Source organism: Acidobacteriota bacterium (assembly GCA_016196035.1).
Classification (GTDB): domain Bacteria; phylum Acidobacteriota; class Blastocatellia; order RBC074; family RBC074; genus JACPYM01.
In genome coordinates this window covers 15390-32384 of record JACPYM010000068.1, presented here as the reverse complement: position 1 = coordinate 32384, position 16995 = coordinate 15390, and the positions used below count along the sequence as shown (strand labels likewise).

Annotated in this window: 11 protein-coding genes; 9 read left to right on the top strand and 2 right to left on the bottom strand. The window is 59.2% G+C overall.

Annotated elements, in window-relative coordinates; all coding sequences use genetic code 11:
- Positions 1–88 precede the first annotated feature (88 nt).
- Both HY011_21180 and HY011_21175 read right to left on the bottom strand, forming a co-directional pair.
- Entirely contained in the window at positions 89–958 is an 870-nt protein-coding gene (locus HY011_21180) for a universal stress protein (GenBank protein MBI3425444.1), read from the bottom strand.
- Positions 959–1193: 235 nt separating this feature from the next.
- Positions 1194–1877: a phosphoribosyltransferase gene (locus tag HY011_21175; GenBank protein MBI3425443.1), complete on the bottom strand. Its 684-nt coding sequence runs from the start codon at positions 1875–1877 to the stop codon at positions 1194–1196.
- Between the two features lie 256 nt (positions 1878–2133).
- Here HY011_21175 and HY011_21170 point away from each other — a divergent pair, with 256 nt between their 5' ends.
- The 9 genes from HY011_21170 to HY011_21130 all read left to right on the top strand — a co-directional run bounded on the left by HY011_21170 (position 2134) and on the right by HY011_21130 (position 16982).
- Positions 2134–2655, top strand: a complete 522-nt coding sequence (locus HY011_21170) for an ATPase (protein MBI3425442.1) — start codon at positions 2134–2136, stop codon at positions 2653–2655.
- Between the two features lie 1070 nt (positions 2656–3725).
- The gene (locus HY011_21165; protein MBI3425441.1) at positions 3726–5480 is read left to right on the top strand and encodes an acyl-CoA dehydrogenase family protein; all 1755 of its coding nucleotides are present in this window, start codon (positions 3726–3728) and stop codon (positions 5478–5480) included.
- Between the two features lie 451 nt (positions 5481–5931).
- A complete protein-coding gene (locus HY011_21160; GenBank protein MBI3425440.1) occupies positions 5932–6657 on the top strand; it encodes a TetR/AcrR family transcriptional regulator in 726 nt (241 codons plus the stop codon).
- A gap of 21 nt (positions 6658–6678) precedes the next feature.
- Positions 6679–10278 carry a TonB-dependent receptor gene (locus HY011_21155; protein MBI3425439.1) on the top strand — a complete coding sequence of 1200 codons (3600 nt, stop codon included), beginning with the start codon at positions 6679–6681 and terminating at the stop codon, positions 10276–10278.
- Positions 10279–10326: 48 nt separating this feature from the next.
- Positions 10327–11289 (top strand): alpha/beta hydrolase, encoded by a 963-nt coding sequence (locus HY011_21150; protein ID MBI3425438.1) that lies wholly within the window; start codon positions 10327–10329, stop codon positions 11287–11289.
- Between the two features lie 15 nt (positions 11290–11304).
- The gene (locus HY011_21145) at positions 11305–12846 is read left to right on the top strand and encodes an MmgE/PrpD family protein (protein ID MBI3425437.1); all 1542 of its coding nucleotides are present in this window, start codon (positions 11305–11307) and stop codon (positions 12844–12846) included.
- Positions 12847–12854: 8 nt separating this feature from the next.
- Positions 12855–14243 (top strand): DUF1254 domain-containing protein, encoded by a 1389-nt coding sequence (locus HY011_21140; protein MBI3425436.1) that lies wholly within the window; start codon positions 12855–12857, stop codon positions 14241–14243.
- A gap of 9 nt (positions 14244–14252) precedes the next feature.
- Positions 14253–15689, top strand: a complete 1437-nt coding sequence (locus HY011_21135) for a sulfatase-like hydrolase/transferase (GenBank protein MBI3425435.1) — start codon at positions 14253–14255, stop codon at positions 15687–15689.
- A 15-nt stretch (positions 15690–15704) separates the two neighbouring features.
- The gene (locus tag HY011_21130) at positions 15705–16982 is read left to right on the top strand and encodes a beta-lactamase family protein (GenBank protein MBI3425434.1); all 1278 of its coding nucleotides are present in this window, start codon (positions 15705–15707) and stop codon (positions 16980–16982) included.
- Positions 16983–16995 lie beyond the last annotated feature (13 nt).

Sequence of the window (16995 nt, the reverse complement as noted above, 5' to 3'; positions counted from 1 at the left end):
TGACGAGTAACTCGACAACGCTGGCGATTCGCTAAAAGGGTGGCGCGCGTGAATAACGCGCGCCACCCAATACATAAGTGCCAGATTTTCAGCGCACGACTTCCACCGAACAATGCGCGCGCGCTGTCACGGCGGCTGAAACGCTGCCGAGCCGCAAGCGTTCCAACCGGCCCAGGCTGCGGGCGCCGACAAAGATACAATCGGCATCCCACTTCTCAGCTTCGGTGAGCAGCACGTGTTTAGGGTCGCCTTTGACCAAGTGCGGCGAGACGTCCAGGCCAGCCGCCAACAAGGTTTGCTCAGCCGCTTGTAACGTGTCCTGCAACCACGACCAGCCTTGGTGTTGTACGGCGTCCAAGTAATCAATGACTTCTTCGATGACTTCGTTGATCGCAGCCACCAGGCGCACCTCGGTGCCTGCCAGCCAAGTGCGTGCGGCCACCGCGCGCACCGCAGCCTCAGCGCCAGGCGAACCATCCAGGCCGATGAGCAGGCGCAGGGGCAGGGCCGGATCAACGCTGCGTCCGCGCGCCACACGCACTGCGCAGGGAGCGTTCGTGACCAGCTTTTGCGAGACGCTGCCCAAAACGAAACGTCCCAGCGCCGAACGGCCGTGCGAACCCACGACGAGCAAATCGGCAGGCCATTCTGCGGCGCGCTTTAACAGGGCCGGAGCGACTGCGCCCATTTCCGCTTCAGCACTGACTTGCCACGCAGGAAAATCCTGTTGCAAGCGCTTGGCAGCGGCTTGGGCCAAATTCAACCGCTCCTTTACAAACCCCGCCGCCAGCGGCGCCGGCGCTACGGCCAGTACGCCGGGGGGTGGTAAGCGCGGCTCGAACTCTTCGATGGACAGTACCAACACTTCAGCCTGATGCGGCAAACCAGCCCGCTGTAAATCCTGTAGCGCGGCTTCCGCACAACGCGAACCATCATACGCAATCAGAATTTTCATCATGCCCCCTCGATAAGATTAGCTGCTCTGACAAATTACATCGTCACAACAAAGCAGGATTGCTACATACAGAGCAAAGTCTATAGATGTACCGGCAACACTTCTACCTTGCTGCAAAGTGCAACCGCTATGCCGGATGGTTGGCGGCTGGCGGTGGGGGTTTCTCCGTATCAGGCGGGGCTATTTGCGCAGGCCAAGCCAAGTGGTGGCGATGCCGCATGGCGGCGCTGCCTGATGATCAGGAATTTGGAGAAGTGTGGGCAGTGCTGGGGGCTGGCAATTGGGCCGCACGTTCTAACAGGGAACGCACTTCATCATCGGTCATTTGTGGAAAAGATTCATACCAGAGGCCCACGGCATGAAAAGATACAGGCGCGAGCAGGCAGAGAAAGCTGGTGTGATTCTGCATTTGCGCAAACTCCGCGCAAGTCTCAGCCGCCGCGACGGGGACGGCGATAACCAGGTGAGCAGGCTGCTGCGTTTGCAGCGCTTTGACCGCCGCGTGCATAGTTGCGCCAGTGGCCATCCCGTCATCCACCAGAATGACGGTGCGGCCGCGCAGTTCGGGGAATGGGCGCTGGCCGCGATACGCGCGCTCGCGACGTTCCAGTTCCGACTGTTCGCGCGCAATGAGCGCCTTGATCTCTGGTGTGGCGAGCGAACTCCCGGCCAATAAACTTTGGTTGAACACACAGGCGCCGCCGCTGGCCAGCGCCCCGATGGCGAATTCCGGTTGCTGCGGCAGCCCCAATTCGCGCACGATCAATACATCCAGCGGAGCGTCGAGCGCGCGCGCAATTTCAAACCCCACCGGCACACCACCGCGCGGCAATGCCAAGACCAGCACATCGTCGCGTTGCGCATAAGCCTTGAGTTTTTCGGCTAACAGGCGCCCGGCTTCCGAGCGATCGCGAAAACGCAAGTTCATTGTCTTCTCCCCCTCTCCAATGCGCGCGGCGACCCATAGCTTACATAGCAGGTGCTGTGCCATTTGGTTTGATTGGCAGGGTGCGCGGTTTTTCGCGCAGTGAATACGCTGGGCAGGCGCAGGCGCTAGTCGCTACTGCAAGCGTAGTTGCGTACCGCGTTGGGCGAAATGGCCCATACCGCAAGCTCTTTTTCACCGGCGTTGGCGGCACGATGATTGCCACAGAGGCTGTTGAGAAAGCGAGGTACTTATGCGAAGCAATAAACCATACACCAATCAGACCTTTACCAAACGTGTTGACCACGAGGCAGGTCAACACCAGACGCCCCGCGCGCCGCAAGAGCCGGCAGTTTGCGGCGTATGCGGCAACGTTTATGCCGACCGGCGTTGGAGCAAACCCGACCCGGAACGTGACAGCGCCAAACATCCAAAGGTGCGGCCCGCGCAAACCACGCTCTGCCCGGCCTGCAAAGTGATTCAAGCGGAACTGCCGAGCGGCTACGTACATTTGGCCGGTCATTTTTTGAGTGCGCATCGCCAGGAACTGGAGACCTTGTTGACCCGCGAGGCAGAGCGCGCCGCCGAAGACAATCCACTGGCGCGGATTATGGGTTGGGATGAAAGTGAAGCCGGTAAGCTAACCGTCAAGACTACGACCGAGCATCTGGCACAACGCTTAGGGCACGCGTTAGAGAAGGCCTATGACGGCGACGTGCGCTATGACTTTTCGCACGAAAACAAGCTGGCGCACGTTTGGTGGCAACGTGACTAAGTGCAGAACAAAATGATTGAACCAACCGATAAATGCGGAAATCCAACTTGTCACTGCCCGGCGGATTTGAGCACCGGCTTCTGTTCTGAAGCTTGCGAAATGGCCGAGCCTAACCCTGAGCGAGGCTGTCATTGCGGGCATCCGGAGTGCGCCGAGGGCACAGCTTGGCAAGCCAGTCAGCAATGAGGCCGGTCAGCAATGGGATTGAAGGCAACCGGCAAGGGAGGAAGTTATGAAAACCCAGGTACTCGGCAAAACCAGAGCGGTTCATTGGTGGATTATTTTGGGCGCCGTGCTTTTCGGCATCGCGCTTTTCTTTGCCTATCACCTGCACGTTTATTAGAGCGGTTGGCCCTTGAGTATACGAGGTAGCCGGTCGGGCGCGCTGCGCGTGTGGGACGATTTGCCAAATTGTCCCTCCCGTTTCCCATACACCGCTCAGTGTCATTTTGAGTAGCCATTCGATGATGCGAAGGGAATGAAAACACATGGCGCAGAGTTGGAATAACTGTGCATACTTCGTCGAGACAGGCGTCTGATAACCGATCTACTGATTGTGTGTTCTTGCCGACTAAATGTGCAGCAGGGAACCCACCCCGGATAAGCAGGGAACCCACCCCGGATAAACTATGCATCGCAATTTGTTGTTGCCCGTATGGCTTTCAACGAGCGGTGACCCGTATACTGGCCGCGACATTCCGCAGTTCAGAAGAACAATTACCTGACAGTTGCCGCCACATTTTTCGTTGGCCGGAGCGTTGCATATCGAGTGGGATGCGGGGTTGGTTCCGTGACAGAAGCCCTAGCTGACGCGCGGGTTTCTGTCGCACCCCACCGGATTTCGAGTTGTGTCCTATGCCTGTGCTGCTGCCTAAAACAAGATGTTTTCCCACGAAGCCACACGAAGAAAACACGAAGAACGCCAAGCATCTTCGTGTTTTCTTCGTGTGGCTTCGTGGGAAAACATCTTGCACTCGCTGGCAACACAACTTTAGGACACTACCGGATTTCGCCACTACCTGCGATTGTTCAGTGACTGCCATCCTCTCTTTTCGAAAGGCACAATTTCAATGCAAACAAGTACAACCCCATCCGTTATCCGAGGTGGCAGCTTTCTTTACGAAGATCGCACACCTGCCGAAGTTTTCACCCGCGAAGACATCAGCGAAGAGCAGCAAATGTTCGCGGGGGTGGCCGAAGAATTCATGCGCAAGGAAGTGCTTACGCGCGCCGAGCAGATCTATGCCAAAGACTGGGCCGTCACGCGCGCGTTGTTGCTCAAAGCCGGCGAACTCGATCTGTTGCGCATAGACATTCCCGAAGCGTATGGGGGCCTCGGTTTGGACAAAGTCAGCTCGGCCTATGTCGGCGAGGCCATCGCGCTGCTGCCCTCATTCGGCGCAAGCCTGGGCGCGCATACGACGATTGGCACGCTGCCGATTGTTTATTTCGGCACGGCGGCCCAGCGCGAGAAATATCTGCCGAAGCTGGCGACCGGTGAATTGATCGCGGCGTATTGTCTGACCGAACCCTCCGCCGGTTCAGACGCGCTCTCGGCCAAAACCAAAGCAACGCTCAGCGCCGACGGCACGCACTACATTCTCAATGGGCAGAAGATGTGGATCACCAACGGGGGCTTTGCCGATGTGTTCATCGTTTTTGCCAAAGTGGATGGCGACAAATTCACCGCCTTCATTGTCGAACGCGGTCACGGCGTCGTCAGCGGTCACGAAGAAAAAAAGCTGGGCCTGGATGGCAGTTCAACCACGGCGTTGATGCTGGAAGATTGCCGCGTGCCCGTCGAAAACGTGCTGAGCGAAATCGGGAAGGGGCACGTCGTCGCCTTCAATATCCTGAACCTGGGCCGCTTGAAACTGGGTGGTCGCAATCTGGGCCAGTCGAAATTGGCCTTGAACAACGCGCTTGCCTACAGCAAAGAACGCGAACAATTCGGCAGACCGATTGCGAGCTTTGGCTTGATCAAACGCAAGCTGGCTGAAATGGCCGTGCGCTGTTATGTCGGCGATGCGCTGGTCTGGCGCACCCTGGGCATGGTGGATCAGGCGCTGGAAACGGTGGATGCCAACGATCCCTTGCAGGCACTCAAGGCCATCGAACAATACGCGGTCGAATGTTCGATCAACAAAATCTGGACGAGCGAGGCGTTGGGTTACGTCGTTGACGAAACGGTGCAGGTGTTTGGCGGCTATGGTTATTCCAAAGACTACCCCGCCGAGCGCGCGTACCGTGATGCCCGCATCACGCGCATCTATGAAGGCACCAACGAGATCAACCGCGTCATCATTGCCACGCGGCTGTTGAAAGCCCGCGGCCAGTGGCCGTTGCGCGAGCGGGCCGCCCAAATCCTGACTGGCCAAATCCTGGCGGGCGCGACTGAACCAGCCGCCGCCTGTGCGGGCTTGGTGTATGTGCAACAAGTGCTGACGCAGGCCAAGCGCACATCGCTGTTGGTGCTGGACGCGGTGGCGCGCGCCTTTGGCGATCAATTAGCTGAAGAGCAGGAAGTGCTGGGCTTGGTGGCGGACATCGTGGCCGAGACCTACGCGCTGGAAAGCGCCTGCCTGCGCACGCAGAAATTTGCCGAAGACCGGCGGGAGTTCCCGTTGGAGTTGACGTGCATTTACGCCAATGACGCCGCCGAACGCATCGCGCTGAATGCGCGGAGCTTGGCAGCCACATTGGAAGGCGCGGTCGAATTGTCTGAGGTGTTGGCGCGCCTGGCGGCGGTACGTCCGCTCAATACGATTGCCGCCCGGCGGCGTGTGGCCGCGTCTTTGTTAGCGTCAGGGCGTTATCGTTGGTAGCGCGGCGGACGCTCCGCTGACCCCTGACTCCTGGTAGCTCGAAAATCAGCCAGGATTTTCGAGCTACCAGGAGTCAGGAATCAGGAATCAGAATCCAGCCAATCCATTCAAATGCTCTTGCTGACGACCTTGCAAGAGCCCAGGTGCGTCTGCGCCAGCTTGACGAAATCCGTGTTTAGGTTTATTTCTACCGACCGGTCGGGATGTTTCGACCGTCCGGTAGAAACGAAAACTTAGATCGGTTTGCAAATGAATGTATGGGCGGCGTCGGTGGGGACAGTACCGCGCGCGTCAGCAAGCGGAGGCTTGATCTGTAGCTCATCCCGCCAACGCTGATGCACCGCTTGCTGACGCGCGCGGTACTGTCCCGCCGCACGCTTTTCCCCGTACACCGATCTGCAATCCGGTCTAAACCGCCTTACCAAAAATCTCCGGCGCAATGAGGTAAAACTTGCAAGGAACCAAATTAGCCATAGACGCAAAAGTGCCCATCAAACTATCCCGGCTGGGAGAAGATGAGCGTTTGCTGTTGATCTATCGAACGGCGGCGCGGGTGATTCATGAAAAGGGGTATGACGCGACCTCGCTGAACGAAATTGCGGATGCTGTCGGCATTACCAAAGGCGGCTTGTATCACTACATTGACGGCAAAAAGAGTTTGCTCTTCAAAGTCATGAGCTATGCGCTGGATATGCTGGAACTGGAAGTGCAGCAACCGGCAGAGTCCTTGGCGGATGCGGAGCAGCAGTTGCGCGCGGTGCTCAAGCTGCACACCCAGCTCATCATTGATAAAGGCATCGAGATGACGATTCTGCTGGATGAAAGCGCCGGGCTGACCGTGGCTGATCGCCAGCTCATCGCCGCCCGCCGCACGCGCTATTACAAATTCGTGCGGGCCATCGTCGAACGGCTCAAGCACGAGGGCAAGCTGCACGATTTGGATGTCACCGTCGCCACGCACAATCTGATCGGGCAATTGCAATGGCTGGCCCGCTGGTACAGTTCGGCGGGCCGTTTGACGCGCGCACAAGTGATCGAAGAATTCACCAAAGCCGCGCTGACGGGGCTTTTGCGCCCCAAGACGCGCGCGCCCTTGCGCACCGTCGCGCCACCCGCAACCACGGCGCGGCGCGGCAACAGTCATCCGGTGAAAGCTGCGCAACGCAGCCGGAAATAGCTTTCAGGAGGTTTCATCAACATGCCTAAACTGAATAGATTGGCCCGCCTTACGGCATTCTGGCTGATGGTCTTGAGCGGCGCGGCGCTGGCGCAAACTGCCACGGCCACGCTGCGGGGGACGGTGGTGGACGGCGGCGGGAACGTCACGCCGGGCGCGACCGTGACGTTGACACAGGCGGCGACCGGGCTGAAACGAACCTTCGCGGTCAGAGGTGATGGGCAATATACCTTCACCTTCCTCGAACCCGGCGCCTATTCGCTGGAGGCGCAGGCGCAGGGCTTCAAAGGCTACAAGCTGGAACGCCTGGAGCTGGCCGTCGCGCAAAACGCCGAACTCAACATCGCGCTGGAACCCGGCAACATCAGCGAAACCATCACCGTCGCGGCCAGCCAAAACCTGCTGCAACTCGACACGGCCAGCGGTTCACTGGGCGGCGTCGTGGGGCGCACCCAAATTGACGATTTGCCGCTCAATGGCCGCAACGTCTTTCAACTGGCGCAACTCGAAGCCGGCGTCAGCAGTTCGCCCGGCTCGCGCAGTGCCACGCCCGCCTTGAGCGCGGGCGGCGTGGGCGAACTTTCCATCAATGGCGGGCGCACCCTGACCAACGAGATCGTGGTGGATGGCGTGCCCATCACCAACAAAGCCGACAATCTGCCCTCGTTCCGCCCGTCGCCCGAAGCGATTCAGGAATTCCGCATCATCACCAACTCATACGCGGCGGAATACGGGCGCACAGGCGGCGGTTCGCTCAACTTCTCCGTGCGCTCCGGCAGCACGAAGCTGCGCGGGACGTTGTTTGAATTTTTGCGCAACGACGCGCTGGATGCGGCCAACTTCTTCGTCAATCAGACGGGTTCGCAAAAAGAGAAGTTCCGCTTCAACCAGTTCGGCGGCAACCTGGGCGGGCCGGTGTACCTGCCGCGTTTCGGCACGGGCGGGCCGTCGGTGAAGAAGCTCGACAAGTTGTTTTTCTTTTTCAACTACGAAGGGTTGCGCGTGCGGCAAGCGCGGTTGCGCCAGTCGAATGTGGCGACCTTGAAACAACGCGAAGGTGATTTCTCTGAATTGCTGGGCGCGGCCATTCCGAATGTGACGGTGCGCGACACCGCGGGTGTGTTACTGCCGGCGCGGGTGGGCATGATTTATGTGCCGGGCGCGCTGGTGGCCGCCGGGCAGCCGGGCGCTGGTTCACGCATCGTCTTTGCCAATAATGTGATTCCAGCGGCGCGTCAGAACAGCGTCGGACGCAACGTGATCGCCGCTTATCCGTTGCCGAACCGGGCCGGCTTCACCAGCAACTATGTCGTCAATTCGCCGGTCACGAGCAATGAAAATCAGGTCGTCGCGCGGCTGGATTACAACCTCTCACAGAATCATCTGGTTTATGTGCGCGTCATCAAAGACATGTCTTCTTCCTTCAACGCCGGGCCGTTTCCCGGCAGTCTGGCGGGCACGCAGGCCAGTCCCGTGCTCAGATCGAGGCCGAGTTCCGCCGTGGTGGATTATGTCTGGACGGTTTCGCCGCGCGTCGTGGTGCATAGCAATGCGGGCGTGACCGAATCGGTGGCGACCAGCACCACCTATTCCGATGGTTTCGATCCGGCCTCGCTGGGCTTCCCGGCTTATCTGGCCAACGCCTCGGGCGATGCCCATGTCTTTCCGTCGTTCACGGTCAATGGGTATAGCGCGCTCGGCCCGACGCGCAATTTCGGCAACACGCGCAACATTCAAGACACCTTCAGTTTGAACCAGGATGTCAGCCTGTTGCTGGGCGCGCATGCCTGGAAGTTCGGCGCGAATCAACGCGCCTATCGCATTTACAACACGCGGCCTGACGATCCGGCGGGCAACTTCACGTTCACGCGCGCGTTCACGGCGCGCACGGCGAACGATACGCAATCGGGCGATGCCGTGGCGTCGTTGCTGCTGGGCAATCCGAACGTCGGGCGGCTGGCGATTGTGCCGCAACCGGCGGTGCAGAGCCTCTATTACGCGTTCTTTGCGCAAGACGATTGGAAGGTCAACAGCCGTTTGACGCTCAATCTGGGGCTGCGCTGGGAAGTTGACCTGGGCAACACCGAACGTTTTAACCGGCTGACCAACCTTGATCTGAGCGGACAATTTCCGGTCAGCAATCTGATGGTCAATTTCCCGGCGACGACCAATTTGGGCACGCGGACGCTACCACTGCGCGGCATCGTGACGCCGGTCGGACGCAACGGCGTCAGCGACCGCGAACAATATGACCGCGATTTGAACAACTGGGGGCCGCGCGTGGGGCTGGCCTTCAAACTGGATGACCGAACCGTGTTGCGGGCGGGTGGCGGCATTTTCTATTCGTCCAATTCAGGCGGCGGCTTTGCGACGCAAACCTACGCGCTTTCCGACATTGCCGAAACGCCCTTCATTGCGACGCTCGACAATGTGACGCCCACGCCCGGCACCAGTCTGAGCAATCCTTTCCCGAACGGTATCGTGCAGGTTCCGGCGGCGTTTCCGGGCGCGTTGTACGGCTACGGCCAGCAGACGTTGCCGGTGAAGGTGCGCAACATCTATCAGCCGAAAATCGGGCAATGGAATTTGAGCCTGCAACGCGAACTGCCCTGGCATTTGAAAGCGCAAGCCGCTTACGCGGGCAGCGCCAGCATCGGCCTGCTCTCCGGCCCGACGGACATCAATCAATTGACGCCCGAAGTGCAGGCGCTGGGCGCGACCATTCTCAACACGACGGTTGCCAATCCCTTCCTGACTTTGCCGGTCGAACAACGCCCGGCGGCAACTTCGATTTTGGGCCGCGCGACGGTGACGGTGGGGCAATTGCTGCGGCCTTATCCGCAGTTCGGCAACGTCGTGTCCTACAACATGAATGAAGCGCATGCGACCTACCACGCTTTGCAATTGCGGCTGGAGCGGCGTTTCAGCGATGGGCTGCTTTTCACGGCGGGCTACACCTTTGCGAAGACGATTGACGACATCTCCGGCGTTTCCGCCGGCGCGACGATTCAGGTGCCGAACTATCAGGATTACTACAACCGCCGCGCGAACAAGGCGCTTTCGACCTTCGATGTGCGGCAGCGCTTGATCGGCAACGTGACCTGGAAGCTGCCGTTTGGCTATGACGGGCGCGTGCTGAAAAACGGCGTTGTCGGTCAGCTTGTTGGTGGTTGGGGCGTCAATGGCATCGTACAGGCACAGACGGGACTGCCGCTGAGCATCTCGGCGGTCAACGCCGGCCTGCAAGGGCTGTCTTTCATTGGCTTGCGTCCGAATCTGGTGGCTGACCCGGTGATTGCCGACGCGGCGCAACGCAAGGAAACGTTGCAGTGGTTCAACGCCGCCGCCTTTCAGACCCCGCCGCAATACACCTTCGGCAATGCGCCGCGCACCTTCGCGAATCTGCGCGGACCGGGTTATCTCAGCACGAATCTGTCGTTGCAGCGTAATTTCAAATTCGCCGAAACCATGCGGCTGCAATTCCGCGTCGAGGCGTTCAACCTTTTCAACCGGGCGAATTTCACGGCCCCGGTGACCATTCTGGGCGCGGCGAACTTTGGGCGGCTGCTGGCGGCGGAAGATGCGCGGCAAATGCAGTTCGCCTTGAAGCTCTATTTTTGAAAGCGAGCAATGCGTCCGTGCCAACGCACGAACGCCAGAGAGGAACCGATGCAACAACGTCTATTCGTGCGCTTAAGCGTTTATCTGTTGTTCTGTGGCTGGCTTGCGCCTGCCGTAATGGCCAGTCAATTGGTCGAAGGCAAACTGGAAAGCAAGCTGCTGCCGCAGCCAGTCGAATACAACGTGCTGTTGCCAGATGGTTACGACGCAGCCAAAGAGCCGTTGCCGCTGCTGTTGTTTTTGCACGGTGGTGGTGGCGACCGCAACTTTCTGACGCGCTCCCGCTCCATTTTTGACGAACTCTGGAAAGCAGGCACGTTGCCGCCAATGGTTGTCGTGACGCCCAGCGCGGGGCGGTCGTTTTATATGGATTACAAGGACGGCTCGCAGCGCTGGGAAACCTTTGTCGTCACGGACTTCCTCAATCATCTGCGCGAGAAATTCAAAGTCACCAAGGCGCGACAAGGCACACTGGTAATGGGCATTTCGATGGGCGGGATGGGCGCGTTGCGCTTTGGCTTCAAGTACCCGGAGAAATTCGCGGCGTTGGCGGCGCTTGAACCGGGCATTGATCCGGCGCTGAAGTGGAAAGACGTCAAACCGCGCAACCGTTTCTATCGCGGACAGGATTTGATGGAGATGATTTTCGGCAAACCGTTCGACGAAGCTTGGTGGGAGGCGAACAATCCAGCTTCGATTGTCAGCGCCAAAGCGGACAAGCTGCGCGCCGCCAACCTCGGAATTTATCTGGAGGTCGGCGATGAAGACAGCTTAAACCTGCACGAAGCGGCGGAGTTTTTGCATCGCGTTTTGTGGGATCAGCAGCTCAAACACGAATATCATCTCGTGCGCGGGGCCGATCACGTCGGGCGCACGATGCGGGGCCGCATTATGGAAGGGCTGGAGTTTCTGTCGCGCACGCTCAATCCGCCGCCGCCCGATCCTGAAGTGGAAAATTTGAAGCAACGCATCGCGCCGCTCAAGAAACAATGGGGCGTGCCCGAACGCTAAACGGAACAAAGCCTGATGCACAAAGAAGACGGATTCTCCCTCGCGCAAACGCAACAACACGCAACCAGGGGCGAACGCCTTTCGCGTCGTGCTTGGCTCAAAGCCGCCCACGCCGCCGTGCTCGGCGCAGGTGTAGCAAAGACAGCTTGGGCACAGACACAGAACGCATCAAGCGTGACCACCGTGTGGGCCGACGCGATCGCCAACGCGCGTTACGAAGACCTTTCCGCCGAAGTCCTTCAACGAACGAAACTTTGCATCCTCGATAACCTGGGCGTCATCGTGCACACCTCCACCTTGCCGGAACTGCGCAGCTACCTCGACCGCCAATTCCGCAACGCAGGCCCGGCGGAAGCGACCGTGTGGGGCTATGGGCGTAAGTTGCCGCTGGAAACTGCCGCCGCCTGCAACGCTTTTTTGATTCACGGCAACGAGATTGATGACAGCGATTTTCGCAGCAACTATCGCCCTTCGTGCGTGTCGTTGCCCGCGCCGTTGAGTGTGGCCGAATACACCCAAGCCACGGGCCGCGATTTGTTGCTGGCGACGGCGCTTGCCTACACGGTCAATGGCCGCCTGGCCGCGCAGCTTGATCGGTTGCAGGGGCTGGGTTTTATGCCTTCGTCGGTGGTGGGCGGCGGCGGGACGGCAGCCGCCACGGCGAAGCTGATGAAACTGAATGCGCAACAGACGCTGTGGGCGCTGGGTTTGGGCATCGCAGGTGGCGGCGGACTGTTTCAGTATTACTTCGATCAGACCGAAGAGAAGAAACTGCACGTTGCGCGCACCGTGCGCATGGGCGTCGAGTCGGCGCAACTGGCCGCCAAAGGCTATGAAGGGCCGCGCCACATTGTCGAAGGCGCGAGCGGGTTGTTGCCGAGTTATCTGCGCGAGACGGGGCGCAAGCCTGATTACGCCGCGCTGAAACGCGACCTGCGGCAATTTGAAGGGCCGCTTTACGTCTATCCGAAATTCACTTCGACGTCGTCTTCGATTGGCCCGTTTCTGGATGCGCTCGCGCCCGTTTACCAACGCGAAAAACTCCAACCCGCCGACATCGAACGCTTCGTGATTGTCCGCGAATGGCCGCTGGATTCGCCGTTCGTGCAAAAGATTCTGCATTTCGAGCCGCCGCCCACCATCGTCGGCGCGCAGTTGAATATGAACTATTCGATTGCGCTGTTTCTGCAACGCGGCTCGGCCTCGGTTTACGACTTCACGCCCGCCGCTCTACAGGACAAGGCGGTTTTGGCGTTGGCGGCTAAAACTGGCTACGAATTGGTCGCGCCCACCGATGACTTCGCCGTCAAGCTGGTGCTGCGCGCTGGTCGCACCCTTAGCGCGCCCTTCAAATATAGCCACGGCGAGAAGCCGGAACCGGTGATGCAGGAAATGCGGATGGCGAAATTTGCGGCGCTGACGCGCGAGCGGCTGACGGTGAGCACGCGCCAACAAGTCATCGAGATGGTTGAGCGGTTGGATACCGTCAAGAACGTGGCGGAGTGGACAGCCGCTCTGCACAAATTGCTTCAGCCTTTGCCCCGTAAAACACAATGAAAAACACAATGAGAAACTTGCTTTTGTTTTGCAGCTTGTTGTTGTGCGGCGCGCCCTTTGGCGTGCGGGCGCAACAAGCAAAAAACAGCGACACCGGCAGCGAACAATTTAAGGCGCGCGAGCAATTGGCGTATGCGCTGGGCGTGTTGGCGTACATTTACGGGTTTCCACTGGTCAAAATGGAGCAGGTGCGCCAGCAATCCATGCAGCAATCGAATGTCAGTCCGAATGAGTTTCGTCATCGCCGCCGCTTGCAAACGCAGCAAGACCGCGTCGTCGTTTCGCCCAACAATGACACGGTGTATTCCAGCGCCTGGCTCGACTTGGCGCAGGAACCGCTGGTGTTGCACACGCCCGTGACCAAAGGGCGGTATTGCAGCTATGCGTTTTATGACGCCTGGACGAACAATTTCCACGTGCTCAGCAAACGCAACACGCGCGACGCGGCAGCGGATTACCTGCTCACCGGGCCGAACTGGAAAGGCACAATTCCCAAAGGCCTCACGCGCATTCCCGCGCCGACCAATTCGGTTTGGCTGCTCGTGCGCGCCTTAATCGCCGACGAAAAAGATTGGCCGGGCGTGATCGCGTTGCAGGAAGGCATCAAGCTGCAAACACTCAGCCAGTGGCAGAGCAAAACGCCTAGCCAGACGCCGCCTGCAAAATCATCCGCACCCGCCGCGCAGGCGCGCGCGCCGCTGGCCTTCTTTGAGCAGCTCGGCGCGTTGCTGCAACGCAATCCGCCGCCCGCCACCGATGCCGCCTTGCTCGATCAATTCGCGCTGATTGGCTTGAGCGTTAAAGACGGGTTTGTCCCGGCACAACTCGACGAAGCGACGAAGGCGGGTTTGCAACGGGCCATTCCAGCGGCGCGGCAAATCATCACTGCCTCGCGCGCCGATCAAGCGTTGAAGCGGGTAAATGGCTGGCTGGTCGTGACCAAAGGCGGCACCTTCGGCGATGAATATCTGTTCCGCGCCTTTGTGACGGAAAAAGGCATTGGGCAACTCATCCCGGCAGAGGCCGCCTACCTGACGACCGATGTGGATGGCGCAGGGCAGCCGCTCAACGGCGCGCACGAATACGTGTTGCGCTTTGCCAAAGGCCAGTTGCCGCCCGCGCACGAATTCTGGTCGTTGACGCTCTATGCGGCGGATTTCTTCTTCATCGAAAACCCCCTCAACCGTTTTGCCATTGGCGACCGCACGCGCGGGTTGCAATACGACGCGGATGGCGGGCTGACGATTTATTTGCAGAACGAAGCGCCCGCCGGACACGAAACCAATTGGCTGCCCGCGCCCAAAGGCGATTTCAACCTGAGTTTGCGCGCCTATCTGCCGAAACCTGAGTTGCTCAACAATAGTTACCAACCGCCTGCGGTGCAGCGCGTGAACTGAGGTCATCCCATGCGATTGCTCAAACTGTTTTTTCTCGCTGTCTTAACGCTCACGCTCGCAGCGCCCGTCGCGCCGCGCCAAGCGGGCAGGCCAGCGCCACGCAAACCGAACATCGTGTTTATCCTGGGCGATGATCTGGGCTATTGCGATGTGAGCATGTACGGCTGCCGCGACATCCCGACGCCGAACATTGATTCGGTTGCAAAGGCAGGCGTGAAGTTTACGAATGGGTACGTCAGTTCGCCCGTGTGCAGCCCGTCGCGCGCGGGCTTGCTGACGGGCCGCTATCAGCAACGCTTTGGCTTTGAGTTTAACACCGGGCCGTTGCAACGCGCGCTGGCTGAGCCGGAGATGGGCCTGCCGACTTCTGAAATCACGTTGGCGCAAGTGTTGAAGCAGGCGGGCTATGCGACCGGGATGGTCGGCAAATGGCACCTGGGAATGCACGAAAAGTTTCATCCACAGAAGCGCGGCTTTGATGAATACTTCGGCTTTCTCTTCGGCGCGAATATGTACATTGACCCCGATCAGCCGGGCGTGAAATCTGCCGACCCAGAAGGCGTCGGCGTCAAAATTCGCACCGCGCGCAACCCCATCGTGCGCGGCCAAACGGTGGTCGAAGAAAAAGAATATCTGACCGAAGCCTTTGCGCGTGAATCCGTCGCCTTTATCGAACGGCATCGCAATGAACCGTTTTTTTTGTACGCGCCGTTCAATGCGCCGCACACGCCCTTGCAGGCGACGCAAAAATACCTCGACCGCTTCCCGCACGTGAAAGACGAAAAGCGCCGCATTTACATGGCGATGGTCAGCGCCTTGGATGATGCCGTCGGCGCCATCCTCAACAAGCTGCGCGAAACCGGTTTGGAGAAAGACACGCTGGTCGTCTTTCTGAGCGACAACGGCTGCGCGACGTACACGGGCGCTTGTACGAACGATCCGTTGCGACTGGGCAAGCTCACGCATTTTGAAGGCGGCTTCCGCGTGCCGTTTGCCATCCGCTTTCCGGGCCGAATCAAAGCGGGCAGCGTTTACGACAAGCCGATCAGTTCGCTCGATCTGTTTCCCACCGCCGTGGCCCTGGCAGGCGCGAAAATGCCTGCTGACCGCGCATACGACGGCTTGGACTTGTTGCCCTATTTGACCGGCAAAAAGAAAACCGCACCGCACGATGTGCTCTGCTGGCGCAATGGCGACAACGCGGCAGTGCGCAAAGGGAACTGGAAGCTGTTCAAGGGCGGCGATCATTTCTGGCTATACGATTTGTCGAAAGATGTTGGTGAACAACAAAACGTCGCTGAGAAATACCCCGCCGTCGTCACCGCACTGAAGCAGGAACTCGCCGCTTGGAACGCGCGCATGAAACAACCGCTGTGGCCCTGCCGCCCCACCGGCGAAGTATTTGAAGTCGTGCTGGACGGCGTCAAATTGAAGCTTTGCATTTGAGAGGAGCAAGATCGAATGAAGCGCAAAGTTAATGACAATCCCTTGCAGCCAGCGCGTCGTGCGCTGCTCGGACTGGCGGGCGGGGCGCTGGGCTTCCATTTGTTGCCTGCTAAGTTGCGGGCGCAAACATCATCAGCTATCACCGCGAACCCCAAGCTAGCGGAACCCAAACAAACGTTGCCGCGCACGGTCGCCCTGCTCGAAAAATTGCAGCAGGACAAAGTGCAAATCGGCAGCCAGCTTTATCTCTCGCGGCACGGCCAACCGCTGGCCGATTTTGCGCTGGGGCAGTCGCGCGCCGATGTGCCGATGGCGACGGACACGATGATGATCTGGTTTTCTTCAACCAAAGCCATCACCGCCGTCGCCGTCGCGCAGCAATGGGAGCGCAGCAAATTCGAGTTGGATGATCCCGTCGCCAAATACATTCCCGAATTCGGCAATCGCGGCAAAGAAGCCATCACGATTCGCCATGTCCTGACGCATCGCGGTGGCTTTCGGCTGGCCGATGGCGGCAATCAATCGTTGGGGCGCTCGATGGCCGACAACCTGAAGCAGATTTATCAGGCCGAACTCGAAGCGGGCTGGGTGCCGGGCAAAAAGGCTGGCTACCACCCGACGTCGGGCTGGTTCATCTTGGGCGAATTGGTGCAGCGCGTGAGCGGCAAGAAGTTTTCGGATTACGTGCGCGAAGAGATTTTTCTGCCGCTTGGCATGAACGATTGCTGGATCGGCATGCCCGTCGAACGTTTCAAAGCGTATGGCAACCGCATCGGCTGGATGCACGCCACGCCACGCGGTGCGGAAATGCGTGCGACGCCGGTTCCCAACGGCGAGGCCTTTAACACTGATTGCAGCCCCGGCGCGGGCGGACGCGGCCCGATGCGCGAGTTGGGGCGCTTTTACGAAATGCTGCTCAAGCGCGGCACGCTCAATGGCAAGCGCATTCTGTCGCCGCAAACGGTCGAAGCCATCACTGCGCGTCACCGCACCGGCATGCTCGATCAAACCTTCAACATCGTGATTGACTGGGGGCTGGGTTTCATCGTGGATGCCTTTCTGTACGGCAATCATTGCTCGCCGCGCGCGTTCGGCCACGCAGGCGCGCAATCCTCGGTGGGCTTCTGCGATCCTGAATACGGCTTGGTCGCGGCGTATGTCTTGAATGGCATGCCAGGTTCGCTGCCGCATAATCAACGGATGCTCGACCTCGCCAATGCGATCTATTTCGATTTGGGGTTGGCGAAAGAAGGCGAGCCGGGCAAGCCGCGCGAATTGCCGAAAGCGGGATAACAACGACCAGCGA

Coding starts and splice junctions, on each gene's coding strand:
- HY011_21165 (MBI3425441.1), top strand. CDS start 3,726: ATGCAAACAAGTACAACCCCATCCGTTATCCGAGGTGGCAGCTTTCTT.
- HY011_21140 (MBI3425436.1), top strand. CDS start 12,855: ATGAGAAACTTGCTTTTGTTTTGCAGCTTGTTGTTGTGCGGCGCGCCC.
- HY011_21145 (MBI3425437.1), top strand. CDS start 11,305: ATGCACAAAGAAGACGGATTCTCCCTCGCGCAAACGCAACAACACGCA.
- HY011_21135 (MBI3425435.1), top strand. CDS start 14,253: ATGCGATTGCTCAAACTGTTTTTTCTCGCTGTCTTAACGCTCACGCTC.
- HY011_21155 (MBI3425439.1), top strand. CDS start 6,679: ATGCCTAAACTGAATAGATTGGCCCGCCTTACGGCATTCTGGCTGATG.
- HY011_21130 (MBI3425434.1), top strand. CDS start 15,705: ATGAAGCGCAAAGTTAATGACAATCCCTTGCAGCCAGCGCGTCGTGCG.
- HY011_21180 (MBI3425444.1), bottom strand. CDS start 958: ATGATGAAAATTCTGATTGCGTATGATGGTTCGCGTTGTGCGGAAGCC.
- HY011_21150 (MBI3425438.1), top strand. CDS start 10,327: ATGCAACAACGTCTATTCGTGCGCTTAAGCGTTTATCTGTTGTTCTGT.
- HY011_21170 (MBI3425442.1), top strand. CDS start 2,134: ATGCGAAGCAATAAACCATACACCAATCAGACCTTTACCAAACGTGTT.